This is a genomic window from Priestia sp. TRM10 (assembly GCF_057808375.1).
Map to the genome: position 1 here is coordinate 451411 of NZ_JBJZOT010000013.1, position 26632 is coordinate 478042.

Annotated in this window: 30 protein-coding genes; 23 read left to right on the forward strand and 7 right to left on the reverse strand. The window is 36.1% G+C overall.

The window, feature by feature from the left end:
- Positions 1 to 52: 52 nt before the first annotated feature.
- Complete coding sequence (locus ACK3CR_RS13620; RefSeq protein ID WP_488975569.1) at positions 53 to 790, forward strand: TspO/MBR family protein; 738 nt, start codon at positions 53 to 55, stop codon at positions 788 to 790.
- A 38-nt stretch (positions 791 to 828) separates the two neighbouring features.
- On the opposite strand, the gene ACK3CR_RS13625 is transcribed toward ACK3CR_RS13620, so the two are convergent.
- The gene (locus ACK3CR_RS13625) at positions 829 to 1050 is read right to left on the reverse strand and encodes a YczF family membrane protein (protein WP_476744325.1); all 222 of its coding nucleotides are present in this window, start codon (positions 1048 to 1050) and stop codon (positions 829 to 831) included.
- Positions 1051 to 1183: 133 nt separating this feature from the next.
- Here ACK3CR_RS13625 and ACK3CR_RS13630 point away from each other — a divergent pair, with 133 nt between their 5' ends.
- The 5 genes from ACK3CR_RS13630 to ACK3CR_RS13650 all read left to right on the forward strand — a co-directional run bounded on the left by ACK3CR_RS13630 (position 1184) and on the right by ACK3CR_RS13650 (position 6959).
- Complete coding sequence (locus ACK3CR_RS13630) at positions 1184 to 2779, forward strand: spore germination protein (protein WP_488975570.1); 1596 nt, start codon at positions 1184 to 1186, stop codon at positions 2777 to 2779.
- Complete coding sequence (locus ACK3CR_RS13635) at positions 2769 to 3980, forward strand: Ger(x)C family spore germination protein (RefSeq protein ID WP_328123560.1); 1212 nt, start codon at positions 2769 to 2771, stop codon at positions 3978 to 3980. The genes ACK3CR_RS13630 and ACK3CR_RS13635 overlap by 11 nt, the downstream gene beginning before the upstream one ends.
- A 17-nt stretch (positions 3981 to 3997) precedes the next feature.
- Positions 3998 to 5119, forward strand: a complete 1122-nt coding sequence (locus ACK3CR_RS13640; protein ID WP_243513243.1) for a GerAB/ArcD/ProY family transporter — start codon at positions 3998 to 4000, stop codon at positions 5117 to 5119.
- Positions 5120 to 5165: 46 nt separating this feature from the next.
- Complete coding sequence (locus ACK3CR_RS13645; protein ID WP_243513235.1) at positions 5166 to 5612, forward strand: OsmC family protein; 447 nt, start codon at positions 5166 to 5168, stop codon at positions 5610 to 5612.
- A 102-nt stretch (positions 5613 to 5714) separates the two neighbouring features.
- Positions 5715 to 6959 (forward strand): DNA polymerase IV, encoded by a 1245-nt coding sequence (locus ACK3CR_RS13650; protein WP_488975571.1) that lies wholly within the window; start codon positions 5715 to 5717, stop codon positions 6957 to 6959.
- A gap of 10 nt (positions 6960 to 6969) precedes the next feature.
- Here ACK3CR_RS13650 and ACK3CR_RS13655 read toward each other — a convergent pair whose 3' ends face one another.
- The 3 genes from ACK3CR_RS13655 to ACK3CR_RS13665 form a co-directional block, all read right to left on the reverse strand.
- Positions 6970 to 7764: an ABC transporter ATP-binding protein gene (locus tag ACK3CR_RS13655; RefSeq protein WP_243513224.1), complete on the reverse strand. Its 795-nt coding sequence runs from the start codon at positions 7762 to 7764 to the stop codon at positions 6970 to 6972.
- A 182-nt stretch (positions 7765 to 7946) separates the two neighbouring features.
- Complete coding sequence (locus ACK3CR_RS13660; protein ID WP_019393291.1) at positions 7947 to 8087, reverse strand: YrzI family small protein; 141 nt, start codon at positions 8085 to 8087, stop codon at positions 7947 to 7949.
- Between the two features lie 315 nt (positions 8088 to 8402).
- Complete coding sequence (locus tag ACK3CR_RS13665; RefSeq protein WP_124050512.1) at positions 8403 to 8648, reverse strand: hypothetical protein; 246 nt, start codon at positions 8646 to 8648, stop codon at positions 8403 to 8405.
- A 115-nt stretch (positions 8649 to 8763) separates the two neighbouring features.
- Between ACK3CR_RS13665 and ACK3CR_RS13670 the strand changes: the two genes are divergently transcribed.
- The 4 genes from ACK3CR_RS13670 to ACK3CR_RS13685 all read left to right on the forward strand — a co-directional run bounded on the left by ACK3CR_RS13670 (position 8764) and on the right by ACK3CR_RS13685 (position 12189).
- The gene (locus ACK3CR_RS13670) at positions 8764 to 9303 is read left to right on the forward strand and encodes a sigma-70 family RNA polymerase sigma factor (protein ID WP_243513212.1); all 540 of its coding nucleotides are present in this window, start codon (positions 8764 to 8766) and stop codon (positions 9301 to 9303) included.
- A 2-nt stretch (positions 9304 to 9305) separates the two neighbouring features.
- The gene (locus ACK3CR_RS13675) at positions 9306 to 9713 is read left to right on the forward strand and encodes a PadR family transcriptional regulator (protein WP_061803795.1); all 408 of its coding nucleotides are present in this window, start codon (positions 9306 to 9308) and stop codon (positions 9711 to 9713) included.
- 3 nt (positions 9714 to 9716) lie between these two features.
- The gene (locus ACK3CR_RS13680; protein WP_243513208.1) at positions 9717 to 10964 is read left to right on the forward strand and encodes an FtsW/RodA/SpoVE family cell cycle protein; all 1248 of its coding nucleotides are present in this window, start codon (positions 9717 to 9719) and stop codon (positions 10962 to 10964) included.
- Between the two features lie 70 nt (positions 10965 to 11034).
- Positions 11035 to 12189, forward strand: a complete 1155-nt coding sequence (locus ACK3CR_RS13685) for an FAD-dependent oxidoreductase (protein WP_488975572.1) — start codon at positions 11035 to 11037, stop codon at positions 12187 to 12189.
- Between the two features lie 27 nt (positions 12190 to 12216).
- Here ACK3CR_RS13685 and ACK3CR_RS13690 read toward each other — a convergent pair whose 3' ends face one another.
- Positions 12217 to 12633, reverse strand: coding sequence for a hypothetical protein (locus ACK3CR_RS13690; protein ID WP_243513198.1), 417 nt, complete (start codon positions 12631 to 12633; stop codon positions 12217 to 12219).
- Positions 12634 to 12879: 246 nt separating this feature from the next.
- Between ACK3CR_RS13690 and ACK3CR_RS13695 the strand changes: the two genes are divergently transcribed.
- The 8 genes from ACK3CR_RS13695 (at position 12880) to ACK3CR_RS13730 (ending at position 16690) form a co-directional block, all read left to right on the forward strand.
- Entirely contained in the window at positions 12880 to 13329 is a 450-nt protein-coding gene (locus ACK3CR_RS13695) for a hypothetical protein (protein ID WP_243513196.1), read from the forward strand.
- Positions 13330 to 13413: 84 nt separating this feature from the next.
- The gene (locus tag ACK3CR_RS13700; protein WP_488975573.1) at positions 13414 to 13836 is read left to right on the forward strand and encodes a hypothetical protein; all 423 of its coding nucleotides are present in this window, start codon (positions 13414 to 13416) and stop codon (positions 13834 to 13836) included.
- 84 nt (positions 13837 to 13920) lie between these two features.
- Positions 13921 to 14136 (forward strand): DUF1659 domain-containing protein, encoded by a 216-nt coding sequence (locus tag ACK3CR_RS13705; protein ID WP_488975574.1) that lies wholly within the window; start codon positions 13921 to 13923, stop codon positions 14134 to 14136.
- A gap of 15 nt (positions 14137 to 14151) precedes the next feature.
- On the forward strand, positions 14152 to 14367 hold the full coding sequence (locus ACK3CR_RS13710; protein ID WP_243513192.1) for a DUF2922 domain-containing protein: 216 nt from the start codon (positions 14152 to 14154) through the stop codon (positions 14365 to 14367).
- A gap of 102 nt (positions 14368 to 14469) precedes the next feature.
- Entirely contained in the window at positions 14470 to 14604 is a 135-nt protein-coding gene (locus ACK3CR_RS13715; protein ID WP_019393302.1) for a YvrJ family protein, read from the forward strand.
- Positions 14605 to 14830: 226 nt separating this feature from the next.
- Positions 14831 to 15334, forward strand: a complete 504-nt coding sequence (locus ACK3CR_RS13720) for a sigma-70 family RNA polymerase sigma factor (protein ID WP_019393303.1) — start codon at positions 14831 to 14833, stop codon at positions 15332 to 15334.
- Complete coding sequence (locus ACK3CR_RS13725) at positions 15327 to 16409, forward strand: anti-sigma factor (protein WP_243513190.1); 1083 nt, start codon at positions 15327 to 15329, stop codon at positions 16407 to 16409. Before ACK3CR_RS13720 ends, ACK3CR_RS13725 begins: the two co-directional genes overlap by 8 nt.
- Entirely contained in the window at positions 16400 to 16690 is a 291-nt protein-coding gene (locus ACK3CR_RS13730) for a hypothetical protein (protein ID WP_243513188.1), read from the forward strand. Before ACK3CR_RS13725 ends, ACK3CR_RS13730 begins: the two co-directional genes overlap by 10 nt.
- Positions 16691 to 16704: 14 nt before the next feature.
- Here ACK3CR_RS13730 and ACK3CR_RS13735 read toward each other — a convergent pair whose 3' ends face one another.
- Positions 16705 to 17223 (reverse strand): GrpB family protein, encoded by a 519-nt coding sequence (locus ACK3CR_RS13735; RefSeq protein ID WP_243513186.1) that lies wholly within the window; start codon positions 17221 to 17223, stop codon positions 16705 to 16707.
- A gap of 299 nt (positions 17224 to 17522) precedes the next feature.
- Between ACK3CR_RS13735 and gabT the strand changes: the two genes are divergently transcribed.
- The 4 genes from gabT (at position 17523) to ACK3CR_RS13755 (ending at position 23262) form a co-directional block, all read left to right on the forward strand.
- Positions 17523 to 18854, forward strand: coding sequence for a 4-aminobutyrate--2-oxoglutarate transaminase (gene gabT, locus ACK3CR_RS13740; RefSeq protein WP_243513184.1), 1332 nt, complete (start codon positions 17523 to 17525; stop codon positions 18852 to 18854).
- Positions 18855 to 18926: 72 nt separating this feature from the next.
- Positions 18927 to 20294 carry a sigma-54 interaction domain-containing protein gene (locus ACK3CR_RS13745; RefSeq protein ID WP_488975575.1) on the forward strand — a complete coding sequence of 456 codons (1368 nt, stop codon included), beginning with the start codon at positions 18927 to 18929 and terminating at the stop codon, positions 20292 to 20294.
- A gap of 103 nt (positions 20295 to 20397) precedes the next feature.
- Positions 20398 to 21822 carry an NAD-dependent succinate-semialdehyde dehydrogenase gene (locus tag ACK3CR_RS13750; RefSeq protein ID WP_243513166.1) on the forward strand — a complete coding sequence of 475 codons (1425 nt, stop codon included), beginning with the start codon at positions 20398 to 20400 and terminating at the stop codon, positions 21820 to 21822.
- 828 nt (positions 21823 to 22650) lie between these two features.
- Positions 22651 to 23262, forward strand: a complete 612-nt coding sequence (locus tag ACK3CR_RS13755) for a DedA family protein (protein WP_328123571.1) — start codon at positions 22651 to 22653, stop codon at positions 23260 to 23262.
- Between the two features lie 26 nt (positions 23263 to 23288).
- On the opposite strand, the gene ACK3CR_RS13760 is transcribed toward ACK3CR_RS13755, so the two are convergent.
- Positions 23289 to 24368 carry an ATP-binding protein gene (locus tag ACK3CR_RS13760; RefSeq protein WP_243513154.1) on the reverse strand — a complete coding sequence of 360 codons (1080 nt, stop codon included), beginning with the start codon at positions 24366 to 24368 and terminating at the stop codon, positions 23289 to 23291.
- 426 nt (positions 24369 to 24794) lie between these two features.
- Here ACK3CR_RS13760 and ACK3CR_RS13765 point away from each other — a divergent pair, with 426 nt between their 5' ends.
- Positions 24795 to 26231, forward strand: a complete 1437-nt coding sequence (locus ACK3CR_RS13765) for a potassium/proton antiporter (RefSeq protein WP_276517190.1) — start codon at positions 24795 to 24797, stop codon at positions 26229 to 26231.
- Positions 26232 to 26632: the final 401 nt, after the last annotated feature.

The window sequence follows — 26632 nt, forward strand, 5'->3', positions numbered from 1 at the left end:
TGTTTATCAAGTGATAAAAAGTGGAATACAAGGTGAAGAAGGAGGAATAACGATGAAATATTTTATTATAAGCGCTATTAATCTTTTAGCATTCTTATTTACGATCAGTACAAATTATTTTTTTCCAGAAAGCCGCAATGTGTCTAAAATCTCGGACAGCATCAATGCTTTTATAACACCAGCTGGCTACGCTTTTTCAATTTGGGGCCTCATTTTTCTTCTTTTAGCTCTTTATGTTATTCGTCAATTTTTTGCCAAAGGGATAGACAAAGAAATTTATGAAAGAGTTGGCCTTTGGTTTGCACTTAACTTAATTTTTAATGGATTATGGAGTCCTGTTTTTGGAAGTGGAAATATTGCACTTTCTCTTATTATCATTTTAGGCGTTTTAGTTACGCTTATTGTAATTTACACGAAAACACAGAATACAACAAAGCATCATTCATGGCTCATGCGTCTTCCATTCTCTATTTATATTGGTTGGGTTTCAGTTGCGACAATTGTAAATTTTTTTACCCTCCTAAAATATAAAGGAGTTACAGAACTTTTCGGTGTTGGTGAATATGGATGGACAATTATTATGCTATTAGTAGGAGGATTACTAAGTATTTACTTTACACTGAAAAATCGAGATATTGCCTACTCTCTTGTTTTCATTTGGGCATACATTGCTATCATCGTTCAAAGACAAGAGATGAATGCTATCGTTATCACAGCATCTATTTCTATCATCCTTATCATTATTTCCATTATTGTAAACCTTATTAGAAGAAAAAAACGTCTTTCATAATATAAGAGCCAGCTTTGTTATCAAAATAAAGCTGGCTCTTAATTTTTTTTGCTTTTTCTTTGTTGCCATATTTCTTTGCCTACATAAATAAAAAGAGACAAAAGCAGAAAACAAAGCAAAAAGAACTCTAAAGCTGCCATAACGCGAAAACCATAAAATACGTTATAAATAGCTCTCGCTACAGAGTAGTTCATAAAAAGGTCTAAAACAATGACTAAAGAGAAAGATAAAGAACTCATAAGCAAAAGAGCAAGAAGCATTTTCAAAGTAGTCTTCCTCCAGCGATTATCATTTGTTTTTTTACTTTTTTCATTTGAAGTTCTCTTTATACAGATGAATGCATAATTGTGCTCTTTTCTGCAGAAAATGGATAAAAAAAGGTAGGTCTCTGCCATGTTTTTTAAGAAACGAAAAAAGAAAGAAGACAGCAAATCAGGTGACACCCATGAAGAGCAATCTCCAGCAGAACTTCTTCAGCGTGATTTAACGTGTAATATTAAAAGGATAAAGGAAGAAGTTGGATATAGCTCAGACGTTATTATAAGAGAATTTTCAATTGGTTATAACGAACAGATTCCGTCTGCCATTGTTTTTATTGATGGACTAGTTGAGGCGAGTATTATTAATGATTCTCTCCTTAAGATGCTGCTTGAGGAGCCTAATATTGAACGCTATTTTAAGGAGTGGAATCCTATTCAACTTTTGCAAACGAAAGTGGTAGCTCTTGATGACGTGAAGATAGTGTTGGATTGGGAAACGCTATTTCAGTCTTTAGTAGATGGAGAAACCATTGTTTTGATTGATGGATATCCACAAGCACTCTCGGGAAGCGCTAGAGGGGGAGAACAAAGAGCTATCGAGGAGCCACAGACGCAAGTTTCCATTAGAGGACCAAAAGATGGTTTTACAGAATCAATTCGTACAAATACAGCGCTGCTTCGAAGAAGAATTAAAAATACGGATTTTAGAATGGAAACAAAAAAGCTTGGAAAAGCAACTCAAACAGATGTGAGCATTCTCTACATCAATGGCATTGCAAAAGATAAAATTGTTCAGGAAGTAAGAGACCGGATTTCAGGAATTGATGTTGGTAGCATTTTAGAGTCGGGAAATATTGAAGAGCTTATTGAAGACGAAACATTTACAACATTTCCGACCGTTTATCATACAGAGCGTCCTGATGTTGTAGCAGCCAATTTACTTGAGGGGAGAGTAGCTATTCTTGTAGACGGGACGCCGTTCGCCCTTGTTGTGCCTGCTTTATTCATTCAATTTTTTCAGTCTCCTGATGATTATTATACTCGGTTTGATATTAGTTCAGGGTTACGCTTTTTGCGCATTATGATTTTTTTTATTTCTTTAATTGCGCCATCAAGTTACATAGCAGCAACAACGTTTCACCAAGAAATGATTCCAACTCAGCTTGCTTTTTCGATTGCAGCACAACGAGAAGTTGTTCCATTTCCATCATTTGTAGAAGCCCTAATTATGGAAGTGACTTTTGAGATTTTACGAGAAGCAGGAGTTCGAATGCCAAGGGCAGTCGGGCAAGCTGTCTCTATTGTAGGAGCACTTGTTATTGGACAAGCAGCTGTTCAGGCTGGGCTTGTATCTCCAGCTATGATTATTATTGTTTCGTTAACAGCAATTGCGAGCTTTGCTACTCCGTCTTTTTCAATTGCTATTTCAGCCCGTGTTATTCGCTTTGCTTTAATGGTTTGTGCAGCTGCGTTTGGCTTCTATGGTATTTTCCTAGGACTAATCATAATGGTTGTTCATTTATGTAGTTTGCGGTCGTTTGGTGTCCCTTATATGTCCCCTCTTTCCCCACTCGATTTTCAAGGTCTAAGAGATACGTTTATTCGAGCTCCTTTTTGGTCACTTGATCGTAGACCTGCGCTTATAAATGAAGATAATGTCAAAAGACAAGGAAAAAATCAACGTCCATATCCTCCAACAGAAGAGGAGGAAAATCAAGATGAAACGTAGTCTACGGGCTTTTATGATCATTTTGTGTTGTTTTTTTTTATCAGGTTGTTGGAGCAGTAAAGAAATGTCTGATTTAGCTTTTGTTACAGCAGTTGGAATTAGTAAAGATAAAGAAGGAAAAAAATATAAAGTTTCGCTGCAGGTGGTGAATCCAGGAAGCGTTGCAGGTGGACAACAAGCAAGTGTTCAAGATGCTCCTGTGACGATTATGTCTAGTACAGCAGTTAATCCATTTGAAGCTAGTCGACATGTGACAAGCAAAATGTCACGAAATTTATACTATGCTCATACAAACTTAATTGTCATTGATGAAGAATTAGCAAGAACAAAAGGACTATATGAACTATTTGATTTTATTGAACGAAGTAATCAACTAAGGGAAACGGCTACAATTGTGATTGCAAAAGGTACAAGTGCTGAGAACGTAATTAAAAACTTAACTCCTATTGATCGAATTCCAGCCGTTTATGTGAACAAAATGCTTGAAAATGCGGAAGACAATGGAGGACAGAATATAAAAGTAAATGTTGATGAAGTTTTGCAAAAAATCACTTCTCATGGAATAGAACCTATTATTAACGGTATTTCGATTCAAGGTAGTGCAGAAGAAGGATCAATGCAAGAAAGTATCCAAGGAAGTGACCCAAAGGGAAAGGTAGAAGCAAGCGGCATTGCTGTTTTTAGAGAAGGAAAACTAATTGATTGGGTAAAAGGAGACAATGTGCACGGAATTTTGTGGTCAACAAATAAAGTGAAAGACATTGTAGATAGCATAGACTGGGAAAATCATAAAAAAGCAATTGCACTACAAACAATAAGAGCAAAATCAAAACTTAATGTCAAATGGAAGCATGGACGCCCTATTATTCTGATGAATATCGAAACAGAAGGAAACATTAATGGAGTTAATGTTTCTGTTGATTTAAGAGATCCACAGACTATTCAAAAAATAGAAAGATTATGGGAGAAGCGAATTGAACAAGAAGTAATGAAAACAGTAAAAAGAGCGAAAAAGGATAAAAGTGATATTTTTGGGTTTGGAAGAACGATTTATGAACATAGTCCAACAAAATGGAAAGAAGTGAAAGACGATTGGAATGTAAAAGGATTTACTGAAGTAGATGTGGAGGTAAACGTCAACGCTTTTATCCGTAGAACAGGTCTTCGTAATCAACCGTTCCTTTCTAATCCTAATCGGTAACAGAAAGTGTGAATAACGTGGAAAATATTAAAATCAGTACAAAACAACTATTCTTTCTTATTATCTTTTTTGAACATGGAAGTGCTCTTGTTGTTGGTCTTGGCGGAGGCGCTGACAGGGATGCGTGGATTGCTGTTTTGCTTGGGATGTTTAGTGGGATATGTCTCTTTTTTCTCTACGATCGCCTGTACAAATATTATCCAGATGAACCTCTAACAAGCTATGTTCAAAAAATTCTTGGCCCATTTCTAGGACGTATTGTAGCTGTGATGTATCTTATCTATTTTCTTTATATATCTGCACGGGTGCTGCGTGATTTCGGAGAGTTTCTTATTGCATTCTCGTACGTAGATACCCCTTTATTTATCATTAGTATGCTAATGATGATGACGATGGTATATGCCGTTTATAAAGGGTTTGAAGTTATTGCTAGAACAGGTGAGCTGTTTTTTGCCCTTCTTTATTTATTAGCTATACCTGGTTTTATTTTAATCATGGCGTCAGGCCTTATTGATTTAAGTAATTTAAAACCGATTCTTGAAAATGGCTGGAAACCTGTATTGAAAACATTAGTAACGTCAACGATCTATTTTCCGTTCGGAGAAATGGTTGTATTTTTAATGCTTCTTCCTTATTTAAAGGATAAGTCTAAAAGTACAATAGCAGGAATTTCAGCTATTTTGTTAAGTGGAATTAACTTAACGCTTACAATGGTGATTAACATATCTGTACTTGGATTAGATCTTTTTGAGCGCTCTCAATTTCCCTTACTCGGAACAATTCAAAGAATTGAAGTAGCTAATTTTTTAGAGCGTCTTGATGTGTTTTTTATGGTTTATCTTATTCTTGGTGGATTCTTTAAAATTAGTATTTTCTTTTACGCTGTTTTGATTGGCACTGCAGAATTATTTAAATTTAAAGACTATAAAAAGCTCACATATCCATTCGGCATTTTACTTCTCTTCCTTTCAATGTCAATTGCAAGCAGCTATCCTGAGCACATTAAAGAAGGAACAGGACATAATATTATTATGATTCATATTGTGCCACAAATGCTTCCACTGCTTCTTTTAGTTATTGCTTATATACAAAAAAAGATAAGGAAAAACAAAGAGCATAAAAGTACGCGCCTTTCGTAATGTGTGCTATAGTGACAAAGTCAAACACTTAGAAGGAGGAATTACATTGGCTAAACATCCTTTTCAATTAGAAGCCGTTTGGAATGGAGGAAGAAACAGCGACGGGCATATTGAAGCAGGGAATTTAACGTCTTCTATTTCGATTCCAAAAGAAATGGGCGGCCCTGGAGTTGGAACAAATCCTGATGAAATGCTGCTCGGAGCAGCTGCAACGTGTTATGTGATAACACTTGCTGCTATGCTTGAGAGAGCAGACATTGGGGTAGAGAGTTTAACTCTTCATTCAGATGCTGTTGTGGATGTTACAAACAACATCTTTACATATGAAAGCATAATGCATAAGCCTGTTATTACATTAAAAGCGGAATCAACTCCTCTTCAAGTTGAGAAAGCGCGTCGTCTAGCACATAAAGCGGAAGAGTCATGTATGATTTCAAGAGCTTTAGCTGGAAATGTAAAATTAGCAACAGAAGAAACTGTTCGGGTAGTTTGAAAAAGGATGAGTCCTATATGGACTTATCCTTTTTTATATCTGTTGAGGAACATACGTTCTTTTGGTAAGATAAAGGGAAAGCGATATTAAAGGAAGATGCTCATGAAATCGATGTATCCAAAAAAGGGACGTGTTATTTTACATATTGATGCAAATGCTTTTTTCGCCTCTGTTGAAATTGCGAACAATCCATCTTTGAGAGGTAAACCAGTTGCAGTAGCAGGAACGAAGCGAAGAGGAATTATTTTAACGTGCAATTATGAAGCGAGAAAATATGGAATTTATACAACAATGCCTTTGTGGGAGGCAAGGAAGAAATGTCCAGAGCTTGTTGTTTGCACGCCTAACTTTTCTCTATACCGAGAAGCATCCCTAAACCTTTTCACCTATTTATCAACGATAAGCTCGTTGCTTGAATCTGCTTCAATTGATGAAGGGTACTTAGACATTACGAACTGCCATGAGCTTGGTACGCCTGTTGAAATTGCTGAAAGAATTAGAAGAGATATTTTACAAAAATACGATTTGCCTGTTTCAATCGGAATTGCACCGAACAAATTTTTAGCGAAAACGGCTTCTGATTTTAAAAAACCGCTTGGCATTACTATTTTAAGAAAAAGAGATGTTCAAAAAAAGCTGTGGCCAAAGATGGTACATGAAATGCACGGCATTGGCAAAAAAACGGCTGAAAAGCTTCACAGTATTGGAATTCAAACGATAGGGGACCTTGCTCGGGAAGAAGAGAGGAAGTTATCTTCTTTACTTGGTATTCTAGGACCACAGCTAAAAAAGCGTGCAAATGGAATAGATGAACGCCCTGTTGATCCTGATGCGGCAGCAACGGTAAAAAGCATAGGAAATTCAACAACGCTTGCCTTTAATAGTGACGATGATGAACTACTATTAAACACGTTAAATAGCTTGTCTCAAACGGTTAGCAAACGAATGAAATTGAGAAATACGGTAACAGACGATATCCAAATTACGATACGGTACGCCAATTTCCAAACTGTAACAAGAAGTCAGCAATTGATGAATCCAATTGAAGAGAAAGAAGATATTTTTCAAGTTGCTTCTTCTTTGTTTGACAAACACTGGAACGGTTCTCCTGTACGCCTTCTTGGTGTAACAGCTCTTCGGGTTGAAGAAAAAGAGCAATCATTAAAACAGCTTAGCTTGTTTACATATGAAAATGAAATCCAAGACGAAGAAATCCTAGATGTTGTAGAGGATATTAATAAAGAATTTGATAAGCCGCTTTTACACCGAGGAGTTCATCATATTCAAAAATCTTCTTCTTTTGAAGAAAACTTCAAGAAAAAATATGGAGCATGGAAAAAGCGCTAAACATAATTGTTTAGCGCTTTTCTTGTTGAAGAATTTTAACGTAAGTTCTTCCGTTTTCTGTTTGAGCTTCAAGAGGAACGTTGAAAAAAGTTGATAACGTTTTAGAGGTTAAAAGCTCTTCCTTATTTCCTTGAGCATAGACCTCTCCATCTTTTAATAAACAAGTTTTGTTAAAAACAGGTAAAATTTCTTCAATATGATGTGTTACATAAATTAAGGTCGGACCATCCTCAAGACATGCTAGTGTTTCAATACTTTCTAAAAATGCTTCACGTGAAAGTAAATCAAGGCCATTGCATGGCTCATCAAGAATGAGAAGCTTGGGATTTGCCATAAGAGCTCGTGCAATAAGCACCTTTTGCTTTTCACCCTGTGAGCAGATACCATACTCTCGGGCTGCTAGACCTTTGATTCCAAGCATCTTCATAAGCTCAGTCGCTTTTTCAAAATCTGCCTCTTCTGTTTGGTCATATAATCCAATAGAAGCGAATTTTCCGCTTACAATAACTTCTTCACAGAGCACTGTTGAAGAAAATCGTTCGCTAAGAGAAGAGCTAACAATTCCAATATGCTTGCGAAGCTCTTGTAAATTAACGCGACCAAACGTTTCTCCAAGAACAGAAATGCTTCCTTTTGTTGGCCAAAGATAGCCGTTAATCATATTTAAAAGTGTCGTTTTCCCAGAGCCGTTTCGACCAACAAGTGCCCAGTGTTCACCTTCCTGTATGGTCCAGCACACATTTTTAATAATCGGTTGCTTTTGTCTGATCCATGAAATGTTGTCTAGCGAAATAACGGTATTCATTGCTGTTCCTCCTACCAAAAAATAAAAGTCTATTAGTATAGTTTACTTTATTTTCTGAATTCGTCCAGCTTACCGTTTCCAAAAAGGCTATGTTGAGTCACTCTCTATATAGTGTGTAATTTGGATTCTTTTCCATAGTGTCATTCTTTTCATACATATCATCACCTTTCAAAATGGATTTATTAGTTGTGGTAGTAATAGTTAATAATCTTATCGTGCTGTTCTTTCATAATCTTTTCTACAAACTCGTTGTACTCGATTTCTTCGTTTGTATACTTCCGCTTTTTAAATGAAATGGTAAAAAATATTAAGTTGAGCGTCATTCTTTTCACCTCCTTTCAAAGTAAAAAGCCACGAGAATACTCATGGCTTTAAACATAATAAAGCCACAGAACATCATCCGTCCTGTGGCGTAGAACGTGAAAAGAATAAAACTTATTTCACTCCACGGAAGGTCGGATGGAATACAGAAAAACGGCAGCAATCAAGAGTATGCGCAAACTTTTTCATAAATGTCGACCTCCTTGGAATTTTTTTCTTAACGATGTAATTATATAGAAAAATCAGAAAAAGGTAAAGGTATTTTTGAAAAAATAGGCAAAAAGGGTAGAAATTATAAAAGGTTTCTAAGAAAATAGCTAAAGAGAGTATAGATGGCTAATCTCTTTTAAATCATTAAGAAGCATATGTTGTTCAGTATGTGAAAGAGGAGCAGGGTCTTCAAAATTGAGGAAGCCACCTTTTTTTATTTGTTCATAAAAAAAGTTCAGTTCATCCTTTGTATAAGATGAAGAATGAAAAATATCGTTAATTGCTCGAATATAAAACATATTTTCTTCTCTAACATAGTGTCCTGAAACGATTAAACCAGAGTATTGACTCATCTAATCTCTCCTTTCATACATATAGCATTAGTATGTCCATAAAAACATAAGTTAAAAAACCAAACTTTTAGAGAGGGGAGTTCGTCAAATGAAAAGAGAAGAAGGGGGTGTCAGAATGAGTGAGGTTGCACTCGAAAAGCTAATCCAAGAGGATCAGTGTGATGAAGTACTTCAAGAACTCATGATTGATTATGGCCAAGATGTGCTGCAGCTTGTGTATTCATATGTGAAAAGTCGCGAAATTGCGGAAGACTTGACGCAAGAAATTTTCGTAAAGTGCTACAAAGCACTTCCTACATATAAAGGGCAAGCTAAAATGAAAACATGGCTATGGAGGATTGCGATTAATCACTGTAAAGATTATTTTAAAAGCTGGCACTACCGAAAAGTTATGGTATCTGAAAAACTCTCGCTTTTTTCTTCTCCTAAGCAAAAAAGTGTTGAAGAAGAAGTAATCCAAAAAAGTGAAGATGAAAGTTTAGTAAGTGTTGTCATGAATCTACCTATAAAATATAGAGAAGTTATTTACCTTTTCTATTTTGAAGAGATGTCGCTAAAACAAATTGAAGAGCTTGTTGGTATTAAACAAAATACGGTGAAAACACGCCTTAGAAGAGCAAAAGAGCTTTTAAAAGATGAATTAAAGGAGGCATAACAATGGATGAAAAATTAGCATCCTTAAAAAAAGCGATGAAGAATACGGTTTTTAAAGATTTACAGTTTACAGATCGGCACCGTCGTGCTATTTCTTCTTCCATAAATGGAGGGGATAGTGAAAAAAATAAGATACTTTTCGCTGTGTTGCAACTTGTGAGAACAGAAAAAACCGGAATGGAAATTTTAACTGCCTTAAAGTCGCAAGCTCTTTTTGCGTTCGAAGGGAAAGAAGGGATGATGTATACATTTCTTCACGAACTTGAGAACAAACGTTGGATTGTAGGCGAATGGAAAGCTGAGCGAAAATATTACAAGTTAACAGAAACAGGAGCGAAAGTGTTAGGAAAAGCAAGTGATATGAGAAAAGAAGTGAAGACTTTTGCCCAAAGTTGGAGTTTGGGAGAGTAATCAATGGATATGAAAGAAGCTTTTTTAAATCGGGTTACAGCTCATATTCGTTCTAAGGAAGCGAAAAAAGTCGTTCGACTAGAGCTCTATCAACATATGAGAGAGCTTTCTTCCTTATGGGAAGAAGAAGGAATGACGAAGGAAGAAGCAGAAAAGAAAACAATTGAACAAATGGGGAGTCCAGCTCAAATTGGGAAAAAGATGAATAAACTGCATCGACCTATTGTAGATTGGTTTGCTCTTTTAACGATGATTTCCTTAATAGCATTAAGTTTCCTAACTCCTATTCTTTTTACGAAAGTCTCTTCATCAGATATGCTCAAAATGCACAGTATAGGTGTTTCGATTAGCGTATGTATTGTTGGATTGCTTATGTTTTTTAACTATGAAAAATTAAAAAATAAAGGATTGTTCTTTTATATAGTAGGGTGTTTATTTCTTCTTTATATGTATTTCTTTGGGACTGTAAAGGGGAGTCGAACTTTTGTTAGCATTGGTCCTGTTTTTTCAAGTGCTTATATCACATTTCCTCTTTTTCTTCTTTCATGGGCTTCATTTACGGTACGGGACAGGATGTCTTTTCTAGCATCAAGTTTTTTACTTGTGTTTCCATTTTTTATGTTTATTAGGATGGGGTACTATGGGCCTTCTCTTCTTTACATCCTTCTTGCCTTATGTTTAACAGGAACAGGGAAGTGGAAAAGAAAGGGAAGCCACCTTTCTATATGGTTTGTTGTGTTGATTTTGTCAGCTTATGCTGCATCCTTGTTAAGAGGTACAACGTTACCAAAGATTATAGACTTATGGAGAGAAAAACCATACCAGCTTTTTTCAGAATCCTTTTATTTATTAAGCAGAGCAGGCTGGTTTGGAAATGGAGTTTTACCTTCAACAGTAGAACTCAATACAAAATATTATGTTGATTTAATCTTTGTACCCCTTACGTACATGTATGGGTGGCTTTTCAGTCTATTTTTATTATTTCTTATGAGCTTTCTGCTTTTTCGAATGTACCGAACATTCATTGGAACAAGGGAACCTTTTGGACGAGCTTTAACACTCGGCGTTATTATCCTTTATGGGGTAACATGTGTATGGGGCCTGCTTATGGGAATGGGAAAAGTACCGTTTCTAAACGTCTCTGTGCCATTTGTTAGCTATGGTGTTATCTCATTTATGATTAATGCGTCCTTCATTGGTTTTGTTCTTAGTGTTTATCGGTGGAAGAATATAAACAGTTTGAAAGAGTAGTTTCCTAGGGATTCAAATTGAGTCATGCTAAGATAGAGGGAAGAAATATGGAAACATGGGATGGAAAGGGATGAGATGTATGTACGATATGATTATTGTCGGTGGCAATTTAACAGGACTTTCAGTAGCGAAAGCGTTTCATGAAAGAGAAGAAGGAGCGCGTGTCTTGATTCTTGCTCCAAGTGCTGAGGAAGATTATTCGGAAAATGACATGATTGATACAGAAATCTATGCTGGCAAAAATACGGTAGAACAAAATCTTGTGAAACAAGGGCATAAAGAGCTATACCGGTTTTGTGATGAGCACAGTATTCCTTATAAAAAATGTGGCAAGCTTATTGTGGCAAAAGATGAAAAAGAAGTTGAACTTCTTCACTTTTTACAAATAAATGATGAAGATAGTACAGTTCTTTCACAAGAGGAACTTTTTGAACGAGAGCCTTTTGCGCTTGGGATAGGTGCCCTTTATGTTCCATCCGCAGGCATTGTTGATTATAAAAAAGTTGCCTCAGCACTTTTACAAGATGTAAAAGAAAGTGGAGTGGAAATACGATATGATGAGAAAGTAAAAAGCATTGTGGAAGGGAAGAAATCGGTTGTAGTAGAAACGAACAATGGAGCGTACTATGCCAAAAAATATATCAATTGTGAAGAATCTCAAAGTGACAAAGTCGCAAAATTAAGCGACTACTATACGGATATAGAGAAGTTCCCGATACAAAGACAGTACTATTCTGTTGAAGAAGCAAAACTCCAGCATATTGTGTCACCTGTATCATCTGCCCTTGCCCCTTTTTTAAATATCTATGTAGCTCCGACGTTTAACGGCGGGATGGAAGTCGGTTCTTCCATAAATGAGGGTCACAGTAAAGGAAATATAAAAGAGTTTATTTCGAATATATCAAGTATCAGAAAAGCTTCTTCTTACAAAGGCATGATTGGAACATATAAAAAAGTGATGAAGGATGTAGGCTCCGAAGAGTATTTCTTAGAACAGGTGCAAACCGTTATTCCTTCCATTGCTAGAGAAGATCTTATACCGCATTTTACAGAGCAGGATCAAGCTGTTGTTACAACAGATGGCCAGTTCCGAGAAGGCTTCTTCTTCATTAATGGGGAGTGTTCTGCTCATGTTGTGCAAATACCATACTATGGGAGAAAAGCCTCTTTCGCTGTTGGTCAGTATTTAGTGAACCAAGTGTATGAGCCTACGCTTCTTTCTTAAAGAAAAAGCCCGTGATATGACACGGGCTTATTTTAACAAAGTTCGAATTTCTTCAGGATTATAGTTGAATTCAAAGAAAAGGGTCCGATTTTCATCAGTAAATACCATAAGGAGCGGTTTTTCACGCTCGCCAAAAATAATAATAACTTCGTCAACAAGGTCGTCCATCCATTCATTTTTAATGGAAACAGCAGGATCAAGGGGAATCCGCACTAATGCTCCTTTTCGAGGAAGAGGGCTTACTTTTTTGCTTAATAAAGTTATGGAACGGATGCTTTTCTCTGCTTCTTTTTGCAATACCTTATTTGTTGGTGTAATCTTAACGACTTTACTTTGAGTAAGATCGAAAACTTCCACATTCTTATTTGAGGAGGTGAAAGAATCTGAAAATCCAGTTAGAAATATAGAGAAAATAACAAGATAAACAGCAATTTTCTTGCTCATTTATTTTTTCGCTCCTTTCTTTCTTGAAAGAGCAGTTTTATATAAATTTTTCTTCTTTTTTAGATTTCCCACTACATAAAGTTTTACGAAAGGTAATAAAGGGTTATAGAGTAAAAAAGAGAAGGTTTGTTTTAATTAAAGTAACTTTAGCAATATTTATATAGGATTTTTATATTGACTTGTTGAATAATATAAGAATATAACCTGTTAAGCATGCACGATAAAAATGTAAAGGAGAGAAAAAAATTGATACGCTTACTGCAGATTGCTTATGATATGCCGTGGTTAGTGGAGTGCAGCGAACAGCTTGCCCGGGCGCATGAAGAAGTTTTTCATTCGCTTGCTACAATAGGACAAGAATCAGTTCCTTCTTTTAATCAGGAACAGTTTTTAGATCACATAAAGAAATGGGTTTTAGAAACTTTTTCATACATAGAAGATGTTAAGAAATACGAGGAAAACCAAAACTTGGAGAGAGAGCAAGAAGTTTTAAATTACTTTAAATATTTGGAAGACAATCATCTTCCACATTTTTATGTCATGGTTGAATGTCTTGTTCGTGAAATAGGAAAGGATCTTTATTTTCTTCATTCAGCTGGATTTTCTGAAGAAGAAAGAAACGTTATCTTTTACACATACAAAGAAGAACAAGAAATCATTCAAAATGAAGCAGAAGTAGCAAATTGGCAAGGATAGGATGGTTCACCACCTTTTTTGTATAAAGGACAATGCCTCTTTATGATACACTTTACTCAATGGTAAAGTTAAGGAGGCGTTAGATTGACTAACTTTGCAGCAAACGTCTTTTTTTATGAAAAGCGTAAAGATCATCTTGCCAAACTTACGGCAATTTGCGATAGTATTGAAGGTTTTCCTCTAGATTATACGGCAGAAAGTTTGATTGATATCGAACTTTTATATAGAGAGATAGAGAAAACAGAAAAATGGTCCATCTTTCAAACGTCAAAAGAAGAGTTTGAGGAAATGATGTTTGTGTACTTTGGTGAAGTTGTGATCGAATCTCTGACTGGTGCTGAATGGGTGATAGCAGAGCATCCCCTTTTGCAAGGGGAACAGGTGATGGGGATTGAGTATAATGCATATGCAATCTATGCTACGGCTGGTTTTGAAAACTTAAACGACAAGCCTCTTCATCACTTGTTTTATGAGTATGAACGGTTTACAAGAAGAAAAGCCATATAAACGATAAAAAAGGGTAGTCATGAAAAAATGACTACCCTTTTTTTGGTGTTACTTTGTATAAAAAGAGTGAAAGGAGGGATAAAGATGGCAAATACAATCTTACAAACACGCAAGCTTCGACTCGTATTTTTGGAAGGGGCAAATGAGAAAGGAAATCCGGTTTATGCTTTTAAAACGTACAACACAAAAGCTAGCAGCACCGAAGATCAGTTGTACAAAGCAGCGAATGCTCTTGCTTCTTTACAATCACTTCCACTTGAAAGAGTAGAACAAAATGACGTTCATTTTATTGTTGAATAATAAGGGGGAACAATAATGGAGAAAACGCTAAGTATGCAGTTTTTAGATGAAAGTGGAAAATCAGTAAGTATCTCTTTGCAGCATCCTAGAGAAAATGTGACAGAAGCCGAGATTAAAGCAGTGATGGAGGAACTTATTTTACAGAACATATTTAGTTCACAAGGTGGAGATTTTAAAGAGGTAAAAGGAGCTCAAATTGTGAGTCGAGAAGTAACAGAGCTTATCGTTTAAAGAAAACGCCAAGCGCTGCTAAAAACATATTAGCACGCTTGGTCTTTTTTTATAAAAGAGGTGAAATTCTAGTACATTTACGTTAGAATAGGGGGATATAAAATGGACCAATTTATTTCAATTGCCTCAGAAGTTGGCTTTCCAATTGCTGTGAGCATCTATTTGCTTCATAGAATTGAAGGAAGACTTAATGCGCTAATTGAATCTGTTGACAAGCTACCAGAGCGCCTTTTTTAAAGTTTAAAATGAAAAGGTAAAACCCCTCCAAAAGACGCATCAAAGGGGGAGTTTTACCTATTTTTTGACGTTCTTGAAACCTTTACATCCATTAAACGTATGAAAAGAGAATTTGACTTTTTTAATAAAACAATGTAAAACCAGAAATTAAGGTGCAACTTTTTGCTGCCTCGATTCGTTTTGTAAACGGAATAAACGGGTGGAGGTTATAGAAAGGGAAAATACAATGGATGAACAAACGTTAGAAGACTTATATAGGCAATATGTAACAGATGTGTATCGATACCTCCTTTCGTTAAGTAAAGACCATTATATAAGTGAGGATTTAGTGCAGGAAGTATTTTATCGTGCTTACTTACATGTTGATAAAGATGAGACAACCAATATAAAAGCCTGGCTATTTAGAGTTGCGCATAACGTGTGGATTGATTTCTTAAGGAAACATAAACGTGTATCTGTTGTTGATGATGAATTTTTTCGGACTGTTCAATCGAACGATCAAGTGGAAAAACAGGTGCTTACAAAAGATTCGGTTCAAAATGTTTTTAACGCTATGGACGAACTATCTCCTAAATATAGACAAGCTGTCTTGCTATCGGATGTAAGAGAACTTACATATCAGGAAGCGGCAGATGAGATGGGTGTATCGCTTGCGAACTATAAAAGTATTTTGTTTCGAGCACGACGGAAACTGCGCAAGTTAAAGGAAAAGGATGATGACATTGGATAATGAATTTCGCAAGAAGCTAGAGCTCTATAAAGAAGGAAAGCTTTCTCAGGCTGAGGAAGAGGAGCTCGAGCAAGACTTAGAAAAGTTTGAGGTTTATCAAGATTTTCTTGATGAAGAATTTGAACCGAATATGGAAGAGCAAGGATTATCGGAAGAGAAAAAGTTGAAATTAATCAACTTAGGAAGAAGAAAAGCTGTGATTAAAGCCGCTTTGCTTGGAAGCGTATTGCTTCTTTCTATCTTACCTGCTGGGACGCTTTTAACGTATATCTTTTACGGATACGGAGAAGAACAAAATATGGCAAATCGCTTTTTGGACGTTGCCTCAGATACGGTAATGGTCACAGAGCCCAACGTACAAGTTGATCGCAACAAGTTTCATGAGCAAGTTGGCCTTTTTACATTAAGTGCCAATCTGGATATGTGGAAACAAGTTGGAACAGAACAGACACGGATTGGGGACAAAGGACTCAATTTATGGTTTAGCAACCTTGAAAACGTGGATCATAATTATTTAAGCGATTCTTTTTCTTCTTCTCAGAAAGTGAAAGACTTAAAAATTCATCATCCGAGCGTGAGCCCGTTTCCTTCATCTGAAAAGGAGTGGCAGCGTTTAAGTCAGCTACCAGAAGGAACGGTTGCAGAGGCCTACGTGTCGTTCGACAAATTATATGATCCAAGTGATGTGGAAAGTCTGCTAGGGAATATAGATCATAAAACATTATGGTATGCTATTGATACAGGATATGAAAAAGAACAAAAAGATAAAAATGGCGTTGTTGTAACACCAATTGGTTATCCTGTAGAAAATGGAATTGAAAATCCGAAGAAAATGACAACAGAGGAATTTCATCAAATCTTAAAAGAGCTTACTGAGAATGAAGAGTGGTCTGAAAAAATAGCAAAATCGCGGGACTTGCATTTAAAAGAACGCTTAGCTTATGTCAATAAAAACGGCATCAAAACATATGGTATTGTTATGACAGGCCCAACAAAAGAAATTTTGAAGCTAAAGGATAATAAGCATGTAAAAGGATTAGAACTAGGTGAGGTGGAACTTTGGCAATGGGAATAAGAACAAAGCGAAATCATGAAGAACCCCTTATTGGGTTAATATCGTTTGGAATCGGTTTTTTAGGATTGATTTTAGCTAATGTGACCATTTTAACGCAAAAGATGTATTTAGAGCTTCTCCTTCCATTTTTATTTATTGGAGGAGGACTTGGTTTCATTAGTTTATTTTTAAAGCGCCGAAAAAACACGCTGTCACTTTTAGGTTTTTTACTGAACGTGGTTATTTTAATTTCATCTGCGCTTGTTGTACATTATATAGGAGTAATTCACAATCTACCTTAAAAGGCTCGGGAACTTCATCCCCAGCCTTTTTTTTGGTTTGAGTAGTTTATAACGTTGTTAATAAAAGAAAGTTTTTGACTAATATATTCTTGAAGATCGTGAACCCCGTTTCTTACAAGGCCATGTTTAAAGCTGCCGAAGTTTTGGGCAATCTTAGGTGTGCTGCGTAAGTAGTCGCGCCAAAGTAGTCCGTTTCTCCACCGCTCTCCATCATAAAGAACAATATGTAAGTTAATCGAAAGGTTTGTTCGTTTTGTAAAAAGCAATCTTTCATTTTCTATTTCTTCAGCTAATGTGTAATCAAGACTTTCTAATTTATGATAGAGTGGCTCTGTTAGTCGTAAAGAATACATGCCTGCTTGAATATCGATGACAGGTCTTGCAATCATCCCTTCTACAGCAGTACTTCCTACATGTTCTATATCACATAAGTCCATACCGAACGCTTTTTTGATTCGATGTTTTTCATAATGGAAGAGCTTCGGCCACGCTGGGTCATAAGTGGAAAGTGAAATGGTTTCTTCTTTTTTCAATCTTTATCCCTCCCAAATCACCATTCATTAAAAGTATACAAAAAAAATACTCGTTTGTTATCAAATTTGATGATTATAAGCAAACGGTAATGAAAAAGTAATCGGTTTGTAAATTTCAATCATACTATGCAAACTTAAACGATATATAGGAGTTAAGTCAAGAAAGACTTATTGAGTCTTTCTTGACTTAACCTATGCACAGAGCAGAGGATAAAAGTCTTTTCTTATCGTCTTTTTAAAAGATGGCACAAAACTTGCATTATAAGAGAGGGAAGACTTTATTTAGAGGAGAGATTGCAATGAGCAAAGAATATAAGAAATCAGAACAGCTATTAAAACGAAGAGAAGCTATTGTCCCAAAAGGCGTTAGTTATGGAAATAAGGCATTTGCTCAAAAAGCAAAGGGAGCTCTTGTTACAGACGTAGATGGCAATACATTTATTGATTTTGCAGGAGCGATTGGAACAATTAACGTTGGCCATAGTCATCCAAAAGTGACAGAAGCCTTGCACAAACAAATTGATGATTTTATTCATACAGGATTTAATGTGATGATGTATGAGTCATATATTGAATTAGCGGAAAAGTTAGCAAGACTTGCACCAGGAAGTTTTGAAAAAAAGGTAATGTTTTTAAATAGTGGAGCAGAAGCTGTGGAAAATGCAGTGAAAATTGCTCGTAAATATACGAAGCGCCAAGGAGTAATCTCCTTTACACGCGGCTTTCATGGCAGAACGTTGATGACGATGACGATGACAGGGAAAGTAAAGCCTTATAAATACGGATTTGGTCCTTTTGCACCTGAAGTGTATAAAGCACCTTATCCATATGAATATCGTCGTCCTGAAGGAATGACAGAAGAGCCGTATACAGATTTTATTATTGATGAATTTAAAAAGTTTGTCCTGTATGAAGTAGCTCCAGAGACAGTAGCTGCAGTTGTAATGGAGCCTGTTCAAGGAGAAGGTGGTTTTATTGTCCCATCTAAAAAGTTTGTTAAAGAGATTGCTGAATTTTGTAAGGAGCATGGAATACTGTTCGTAGCAGATGAAATTCAAACAGGGTTTGCACGCACAGGAAAAATGTTTGCCATTGAGCATTTTGACGTTGAGCCAGACTTAATCACAGTTTCAAAATCTTTGGCAGCAGGTGTCCCGCTTAGCGGAGTAATAGGACGAAGTGAAGTAATGGATACAGCTGCCCCTGGAGAACTAGGAGGAACCTATTGCGGAAGCCCGCTTGGTTGTAAAGCTGCTCTTGCTGTTCTTGATATCATTGAAGAAGAACAGTTAAATGATAGAGCTGTTAAGCTTGGTGAAACTGTAACAAACCGTTTTAAAACATGGCAGGAAACATTTGAATGTATCGGAGACGTTCGTTCTCTTGGTGCTATGTGTGCAATGGAGCTTGTAAAAGATCCAAAAACAAAAGAGCCCGACGCTCTTCTTGCTAAAGAAATTACTCAAAAAGCGAATGAAAGAGGTTTGCTTCTTTTGAGTGCTGGAGTATATGGGAATGTATTGCGTGTTCTTATGCCGCTTGTGATTACAGATGAACAGCTTGAACAAGGGTTAGATCTAATGGAAGAGCTATTGAAAGAATGTACATCTAGCAAAGAGCTCTCATATTAAAACAAGTCTATAATCTTTTTTTCCCTTTATGCTATGATGAAGATAAAAGAATTGAGCAAAAGGGGAAAAAAGATGACATTTCATACCCATCATCATGGACAGGTAGCAGAAGAGCTTTACGATATTTTTGAATCATCTTTTGATGAAATTTTTGTAACGGATGCAAATGGTACGGTCATTATGGTGAACTCAGCTTGTGAACAGTACTATGGTCTCTCTAAATCAGACTTTGTTGGAAAGCATGTAAGGGAACTAGAAGAGCAGGGGATTTTTTATCCTTCAGCAAGTCTTCAAGTTATTGAAAGTAAACAGGCCTTAGAAATTGTTCAAAAAACAGATAAAAGTCGTTATCTTCATGTAAGAGCACGACCTATTTTTTATAAAAACGGAAAACTTAAAAGCGTCATTAGCTATTCAAGAGACTTAACAGATTTAATGGAGCTTTCTCATCAAGTTGATAAAATGGAGCAGCAAATTGAATTTTACAAGCGTGAGCTTGTTCAAACGCAGAGCGAAATAACAGGAATTATTGTTCATAGCGATAAAATGAAAAAAGTGTTTCAGTTTATAGAACGAGTATCAGTAGTTAATACAACAGTCCTTATTCTTGGTGAAACAGGAGTCGGAAAAAGCAGAATTGCTCGCCTTATGCATGATAGGAGTTCTCGTAAGACAAAATCTTATTATGAAGTGAATTGTGCAGCGTTGCCAGAGACGCTTATTGAAGCAGAGCTTTTTGGCTATGAAGGCGGTTCTTTTACAGGGGGGCTTAAACAAGGAAAGAAAGGATTGATTGAGAAAGCGAACTTTGGCACGCTTTTTCTTGATGAAGTTGGAGAACTTTCTCTTTCAGCACAAAGCAAGTTGTTGCACGTATTACAAGAAAAGAAAGTGCGGCCAATTGGAGGAACAAAAGAAATAAAGCTTGATATAAGAATTGTTGCAGCAACAAATCAGCCTTTAGAAGAAATGGTAAAAAGGGGTACGTTTAGAAGAGACTTATATTACCGGCTGAATGTTATACCACTGTACATACCGCCTTTGAGAGAGAGAAGAGAAGATATCATTCCACTTGTTCATCATTTTTTAAACGTTTTTAATGAGCGATATAATCGAAGTGTGGAATTTTCCCCGAAAGTCTTTGAAGCTTTCTTAAAAGGAGAATGGCCGGGAAATATAAGAGAAATTGAAAATATGGTTGAGCGGCTTGTTGTGACAAGTGAACGTATTGTTACCATAAAGGATGTTCCATTTCTTCAACAAGAAACATATACGTCCATGCATTTATCTCTTCACCAAAAATTAGAAGAGCTTGAATGCCGTCTTATCCAAGAGGCATACGAAGAATTTGGCTCCTCTTATAAAGTAGCTGAAGAACTTGGGATTAGCCAGTCTTCAGCAATAAGAAAGATTCAGAAATACACAAGAGGGAAAGAGTAGTTTTCTATAGAAAAAATTCTGAGCATTGCAATAAGTCGGACAAAGGAAAATATGCTAGAGTAAAAGATAGAATGAGAAAATAAAGAAGGGTGTGGAAAAATTAATGACTCAAGAGCGCTTATATATTAACGGAGAATGGATTACACTTCAAGAGAATATTGAGGTAAACAATCCAGCTACAAATGAAGTAATTGCGACTGTTCCAAATGGAGGGGAAAAAGAAGCAGAGAGAGCGGTTGCTGGAGCTTATGAAGCATTTTCAGCTTGGAAGAACAAAACAGCTGCAGAACGCTCGTCACTTTTAATGAAATGGTATGAAGAGATCGCAGCTGAAGAAGAAGAAATAGGAAAACTTATGACGATTGAACAAGGAAAACCGCTTAATGAAGCAATCGGAGAAGTGAAATATGCCAATAGTTTTTTAGCATGGTATGCAGAAGAAGGAAAACGAATTTATGGGGAAACAATCCCTGCTTCAGCACCAAATAAGCGTCTTTTTGTGCAAAAACAGCCTGTTGGAGTTGTGGCGGTGATTACACCTTGGAATTTTCCAGCGGCTATGATTACTCGTAAGGTAGCGCCAGCGCTTGCTGCTGGGTGTACAGTTGTAATCAAACCAGCAGAACAAACACCTTTAACTGCTTTTAAGCTTGCGAAACTTGCTGAAAAAGCAGGAATCCCAAAAGGAGTTATTAATGTTGTAACAGGAAATGCCGCTGAGATAGGAGAAACGTGGATGAAAGATAGCCGCGTTCGTAAAATTTCATTCACAGGATCTACAGAAGTTGGCAAACTGCTTATGCGTGGCGCAGCAGATACAGTCAAAAAAGTATCGCTTGAGCTTGGTGGACATGCACCTTTTATTGTGACAGAGCATGCTAATATTGGAAAAGCTGTTGAAGGAGCAATTACTTCAAAATTTCGTAACGCAGGTCAAACATGCGTATGTACAAACCGCATTTACGTACATGAAGCAGTTGAAAAAGAGTTTACAGAGGCATTTGTTGCAGGAGTAGAAAAGCTGCGCGTTGGAAATGGATTAGAAGAGGGAGTAGAAATTGGTCCATTAATTGATGAAAAAGCAGTCAAAAAAGTCGCTCACCAAATTCAAGATGCAAAGGATAAAGGTGCAGCCCTTCTTTTAGGTGGAGATCAAAGTGCTGAACATGGAGAAAACTTCATACAACCAACCGTCATTAGTAATGTTGATGATAGTATGCTTTGTATGAGAGAAGAAACGTTTGGACCTCTTGCTCCTATTTCAACGTTTAAAACAAATGAAGAGGTCATACAGCGCGCTAACAACTCTCCGTACGGGCTTGCTGCGTACGTGTTTTCTGAGCATATTTCAGAGGCAATATCAATTGCCGAAAATCTGGAATACGGCATTGTTGGGCTGAATGATGGCCTTCCTTCAACAGCTCAAGCTCCGTTCGGTGGATTTAAAGAAAGTGGTTTAGGACGTGAAGGTGGACATCATGGACTTGATGAATTTTTAGAAATTAAATATATTTCACTTGGCCTATAAAGTGAAAAAGAGCTTCAAGTGGCATTGGTATAAGGGAGAAGTCATTCTTAAAATATTTGTTTAAACGAACCCAATAAGTTATAAATTACTTAATTATTGAATAGTAACACCATATCCAAGTTGGTATCGTTTCTATCTATCAGGTAAAGAACTGGTATTAACCATATGTATGGCTCAACATAATAAGCTAGAAAAGATAGAGTGCAAAAATTCCCTGATTTTTTGTAATGGGTTTATCCAGAAGGGAAATGGCCCAATACTTATCTGAAAACCCTTGGATTTCACTACGAAATTCAAGGGTTTTTTATTAATCATACTTTGTTAGATTACTAGGAAGGGAACATAGTTTTGATCTAACTTATCTGTATTTTTTATACTTCTATTTTCCTTCTTCAGTATTGTCTATATAATTACCCTCCATATAAAGGGGTATTTTTTGTTTTTAAAGAATATAAAGAAGTGAAGAATGCACTTTTTATCGACTGAATTTTTGAAAATAGGTATCAAGATTGTTTGGTTATTGAATATTGTTCTTATAAAAAAGTTTTTTAGTGTAGAGTGAAACTAGTCATTTAGAATTTAGTTGCTTGTATTAGACTACAGTATTTAGAAATGGTGGAGAAGTTCTAAACCTATGCTTTTTTGTATAGTGAGATGTATCGATAGATGCGTCATATTTTTAATGAAAATTGATTTTGTTCAAGTTTCTGAAAATGTTTGCAGAAAGCTTGTTTTGAAAAGGGGTTTGATAGAAAGATAGAAAGGGAAAATAATAAAATAAAAAGGCAAAAAACAATTGATAATTTTTCTGGAAAAGCAGGTGGCCTAATGGAGTTTGTCGATATTGTAGTTTTCATGAAAGAATATGGGGTCATTGTTTTTATTCTTCTCCTGTCTCTTGGGATGATTGGATTGATTATCCCGATATCAAATGAACTGATTGTCATGACGGCGGGCTATTTTGCAGCTTTTCTATCGCAAAATGACCTCTTACTCTGGTTTTTAACATGGGTAGGGATGACGATTGGAACACTTGTAAATTATAGTATTGGCCGATGGATTGGTGCACCTCACTTGCTCAAATGGAAAACATTGCGTGAAAAACTGTCTCTAGAGCGAGGACAAAGCTTCATTGAACGTTATAAAAAAAGTGCTTTTCCTATAAGTGTTTTCATTCCTTTTATAAGGCATCTAATTCCGTATGTTGCAGGAACGGGCAAAAGTCCTTTTTTCCTTTTCTTTTTTCTTACAACTCTTGGAAACCTTGTGTGGACGTCGCTTTTTTTCGTAGCTGGAACTTATTTTCACAAGTATATTTCAGTTATGGAGAAAACAGTAACAAGTTATGGTCTTCTTTGTTTTATTCTGATTTTTGTATTATTAATGGTTATTCGAAAATGGACAATCAGAAATAAACAAAAAGCTAGAATGAAAGGATAATTATTATCCACATTCTAGCTTTTGTATTAAGCCATATAAAGGGGAAGGCGAATCGTAAATGTTGAGCCTTCATTTGGTTCACTTTCAATTGAGATACTTCCGTTCTGTTGCTCAATAATCTTATAGCAAACCATGAGTCCAAGTCCATTTCCCGTCTTCTTTGTTGTAAAGAATGGGGAGCCAAGTTTTTTGAGAAGGTGCTTTGGAATACCGCAGCCGTTATCTCTTACTTCAATTACGGCTGTATGTGCGTCTTCTTTAAATACTTTAACGTTAATCTTCCCATCTTGTTCGATGGCCTCGATAGCATTTTTTAAGATGTTGAGAAACACTTGTTTACATTTTGTATCATCGCAGTATACGTATAAGCTTTCTTCTGTTAATTCTTGTTCAATTTGAATGGAATGACGAAAAGCTTCGCTGTCTAACAGCATAATAACGTGTTCTAGTAAAGACTGAAGGCGATGAAATTTAAAATCTGTTTGTTTCGGTTTGGCTAAAACCATAAGCTCATTTGAAATCGTTTCGATTTTTGTTAATTCTGATTCCATAATCTTAAAAAAGTCATCGCGGTGATCATTATCCATTTTTAATAGTTGTAAGAAACCTTTTAGAGAAGTAAGGGGGTTTCGAATTTCGTGGGCAATTCCTGCTGCAAGCTGACCTGTTACAGAAAGCTTTTCTGATTCCATCATATGCTGTTCTGTTTTTTTTCGATGGCTGATATCTCTTGCAACGGCAACAGCTTCAACATACTGTTTTGTCTCTGGGTGGGGGATGAAGGCAACAGTCGTTTCCATCCAAATATAGTGTCCGTCTTTATGCTGAATGCGAAAGCTAAAAGTTTCGATTGAATCGTTCATTTTTTCTAGCTGCATATGCAACTTTTTTAGGTCCACTGGATGGATGAAGTCTTGGTAGTTTTGGTGAAGGAGTTCTTGTTCTGTATAGCCTAGTAAATATTCACAATTGGGGGATACTTGTAAGTAAGTGCCTTCTAAGGAAAAACGACATTTTACATCAATATTTTGGTCTAATACTAAATCATGTGGGGTATTTTCAGATTCGGCTTTTGTACGCTCTTGATCATCAGTGGTAAATGACATATAAATCACTCCTCTTCTTTATGTAGCTATTCGCCTCGTAAATTTCCCGGTGAGCAGACAAGAAGATTTTACTGCCTAAACAATAAGAAAAGATGGACAGATTATAAACACAGAACTTCTTCTCTTTTTTCAATATATGACAGGAAAAAGCAATTTATAACATCGTATGTGCTAAAAAGGACAAAACAAAAGAATGGAAACATAAAGGCTGTGTCCTTATTAGACAAATAAAATGTTTTTTACATAAAAACGGAAATAGCAAATGTGTTTTTATAGGGAGCAACGTAAGCGGATGGATAATATCATAAAAGATTGAGAGTAACGAGTATGTTTTATTTTACCTTATTCTTTATTATTCGAGATAATTGAGCAACTTCCTTTCTCTTTTTGAAAGAAGAGAAAAACAATACACTAGGAGTGACATTTTTGGATATAAATATTACAATTTTTATTTTTCTGTGTGCAGCTTTACTAATGCTTGGCGTTATTACAACAAAATTCTCCAATCGCTTAGGAGTTCCTTCGCTTGTTTTATATATTTTAATAGGAATGGGGCTAACGAGCTATATTTATTATGATAATGCTTCAATTACCCAACTTGTTGGTATCTTCGCCTTAATTATTATTCTCTTTAAAGGAGGAATTCAGGCGAAATGGAAACATATTAAGCCTATTCTTGGTCCGTCTACATCTCTTGCAACATTTGGCGTCTTAATTACAGCGGTTCTTGTTGGGTCATGTGCAAAATACATTTTAGACTTAACGTGGGCAGAAGGAATGCTTTTTGGAGCCATTGTTGGTTCGACAGACGCAGCAGCCGTTTTTGCAGCACTTGGCAATAGAAATATTAAAACTAAGCTTACTTCAACCCTTGAAGCAGAATCAGGAACAAATGACCCAATGGCCGTTTTTCTAACAGTGTCCTTAATTGAATTAATTAATGAACCATCAACATCATTATGGTCTCTTCCATTAGATTTCGTTCTTGAGATGGGACTTGGGCTTCTTTTAGGTCTTTTATTTGGTTTTTTATCAATTAAAATTATTAATAACATCAATCTTGATTCGTCAGGTCTCTATCCTGTTCTTGCCCTTTCTTTGGCTATTGTAACTTTTAGTGGTACAACTCTTCTACACGGAAGTGGGTTTTTAGCTGTTTATGTTATGGCACTTACGGTTGGAAATAATGATTTGACATACCGTCTGTCAATTGTCCGTTTTACAGATGGTTTTGCTTGGATGATGCAAATCTTAATGTTTATTTTGCTTGGTTTGCTTGTTTTTCCTGAGCATCTCTTAGCTATTACGTGGCAAGGCCTTGTTTTGTCTTTTATTCTCATGATTATTGCCAGACCAATCGGTGTGTTTTTAAGTATGATCGGTACGAAATATACAGGCAAAGAAAAACTATTTATCTCATGGGCAGGATTAAAAGGGGCAGTTCCAATTGTTTTAGCTACATATCCATTAATTGCAGGAGTAGAAGGAAGCGAGCTTTTATTTAATGCCGTCTTTTTTGTTGTCTTCACCTCTGCCCTTATTCAAGGAGCAACCCTTTCACCTCTTGCTAACAAGCTGAATCTTGCTGGTCCTGATCAAGAGCAATCTCCCCATATTTTAGAGCTTGTATCAATGGGGAAAACAAGTTCAGAGATTATTGAAGTTGTATTAAAAGAAGGTTCAAAAGTGATAGGAAAGGAACTAAAAGATATTTACTTACCTTCTGAAGTATTGATTACGGCTATTGTAAGAGGAGAGCAAGTTGTGACACCAAGAGGTGAAACAATTCTTGAAAATCATGACACCCTTTATGTGCTTATTCCAAAAGCAAAACGGCAGGAAGTTAAAAAAATGTTTCAATAAGAAAGAAAAAGAGCTTCAGTATACTGAAGCTCTTTTTCTTTTTGAAACTTTAACAGTGTTTCATTCGTAAATAGGAAGAGAAGGAATAAAAATGTAATAACTTCTCACACTTTTATCGCGAAAGAAAAGCTAGTATGGGAAAATAACAAAGACTAAGTAGGATATGTAACATAATGTGGCGAAGAATCGAATTGAAGCGCAATGATCAGACACTCAGAACTGTTAAAACTAGGGGATATGAAAGTTGAATCACCTATTTATCTCTATCTAAAAAAGCAAAGGTTCTTTATTTGTACAAAGGAAATAGAGATGAATGACAATGAGGAGCTAAGAGAAGCGGGTCTCAATTTTAGAATAATTTAGGGGTAGCTGTGCTTGTACAAAAATTCACAGAGTCTTGG

Excerpts from the sequence above, each read along its gene's own strand:
- ACK3CR_RS13720 (WP_019393303.1), top strand. The coding sequence starts at position 14,831 with ATGGATGAACAAACGTTAGAAGACTTATATAGGCAATATGTAACAGAT.
- ACK3CR_RS13660 (WP_019393291.1), bottom strand. The coding sequence starts at position 8,087 with ATGACGCTCAACTTAATATTTTTTACCATTTCATTTAAAAAGCGGAAG.
- ACK3CR_RS13665 (WP_124050512.1), bottom strand. The coding sequence starts at position 8,648 with ATGAGTCAATACTCTGGTTTAATCGTTTCAGGACACTATGTTAGAGAA.
- ACK3CR_RS13745 (WP_488975575.1), top strand. The coding sequence starts at position 18,927 with ATGACATTTCATACCCATCATCATGGACAGGTAGCAGAAGAGCTTTAC.
- ACK3CR_RS13630 (WP_488975570.1), top strand. The coding sequence starts at position 1,184 with ATGTTTTTTAAGAAACGAAAAAAGAAAGAAGACAGCAAATCAGGTGAC.
- ACK3CR_RS13760 (WP_243513154.1), bottom strand. The coding sequence starts at position 24,368 with ATGTCATTTACCACTGATGATCAAGAGCGTACAAAAGCCGAATCTGAA.
- ACK3CR_RS13680 (WP_243513208.1), top strand. The coding sequence starts at position 9,717 with ATGGATATGAAAGAAGCTTTTTTAAATCGGGTTACAGCTCATATTCGT.
- ACK3CR_RS13675 (WP_061803795.1), top strand. The coding sequence starts at position 9,306 with ATGGATGAAAAATTAGCATCCTTAAAAAAAGCGATGAAGAATACGGTT.
- ACK3CR_RS13620 (WP_488975569.1), top strand. The coding sequence starts at position 53 with ATGAAATATTTTATTATAAGCGCTATTAATCTTTTAGCATTCTTATTT.
- ACK3CR_RS13690 (WP_243513198.1), bottom strand. The coding sequence starts at position 12,633 with ATGAGCAAGAAAATTGCTGTTTATCTTGTTATTTTCTCTATATTTCTA.
- ACK3CR_RS13755 (WP_328123571.1), top strand. The coding sequence starts at position 22,651 with ATGGAGTTTGTCGATATTGTAGTTTTCATGAAAGAATATGGGGTCATT.
- ACK3CR_RS13730 (WP_243513188.1), top strand. The coding sequence starts at position 16,400 with ATGGGAATAAGAACAAAGCGAAATCATGAAGAACCCCTTATTGGGTTA.
- ACK3CR_RS13625 (WP_476744325.1), bottom strand. The coding sequence starts at position 1,050 with ATGCTTCTTGCTCTTTTGCTTATGAGTTCTTTATCTTTCTCTTTAGTC.
- ACK3CR_RS13715 (WP_019393302.1), top strand. The coding sequence starts at position 14,470 with ATGGACCAATTTATTTCAATTGCCTCAGAAGTTGGCTTTCCAATTGCT.
- gabT (WP_243513184.1), top strand. The coding sequence starts at position 17,523 with ATGAGCAAAGAATATAAGAAATCAGAACAGCTATTAAAACGAAGAGAA.
- ACK3CR_RS13655 (WP_243513224.1), bottom strand. The coding sequence starts at position 7,764 with ATGAATACCGTTATTTCGCTAGACAACATTTCATGGATCAGACAAAAG.
- ACK3CR_RS13685 (WP_488975572.1), top strand. The coding sequence starts at position 11,035 with ATGAGATGTATGTACGATATGATTATTGTCGGTGGCAATTTAACAGGA.
- ACK3CR_RS13670 (WP_243513212.1), top strand. The coding sequence starts at position 8,764 with ATGAGTGAGGTTGCACTCGAAAAGCTAATCCAAGAGGATCAGTGTGAT.
- ACK3CR_RS13710 (WP_243513192.1), top strand. The coding sequence starts at position 14,152 with ATGGAGAAAACGCTAAGTATGCAGTTTTTAGATGAAAGTGGAAAATCA.
- ACK3CR_RS13705 (WP_488975574.1), top strand. The coding sequence starts at position 13,921 with ATGGCAAATACAATCTTACAAACACGCAAGCTTCGACTCGTATTTTTG.
- ACK3CR_RS13635 (WP_328123560.1), top strand. The coding sequence starts at position 2,769 with ATGAAACGTAGTCTACGGGCTTTTATGATCATTTTGTGTTGTTTTTTT.
- ACK3CR_RS13650 (WP_488975571.1), top strand. The coding sequence starts at position 5,715 with ATGAAATCGATGTATCCAAAAAAGGGACGTGTTATTTTACATATTGAT.
- ACK3CR_RS13750 (WP_243513166.1), top strand. The coding sequence starts at position 20,398 with ATGACTCAAGAGCGCTTATATATTAACGGAGAATGGATTACACTTCAA.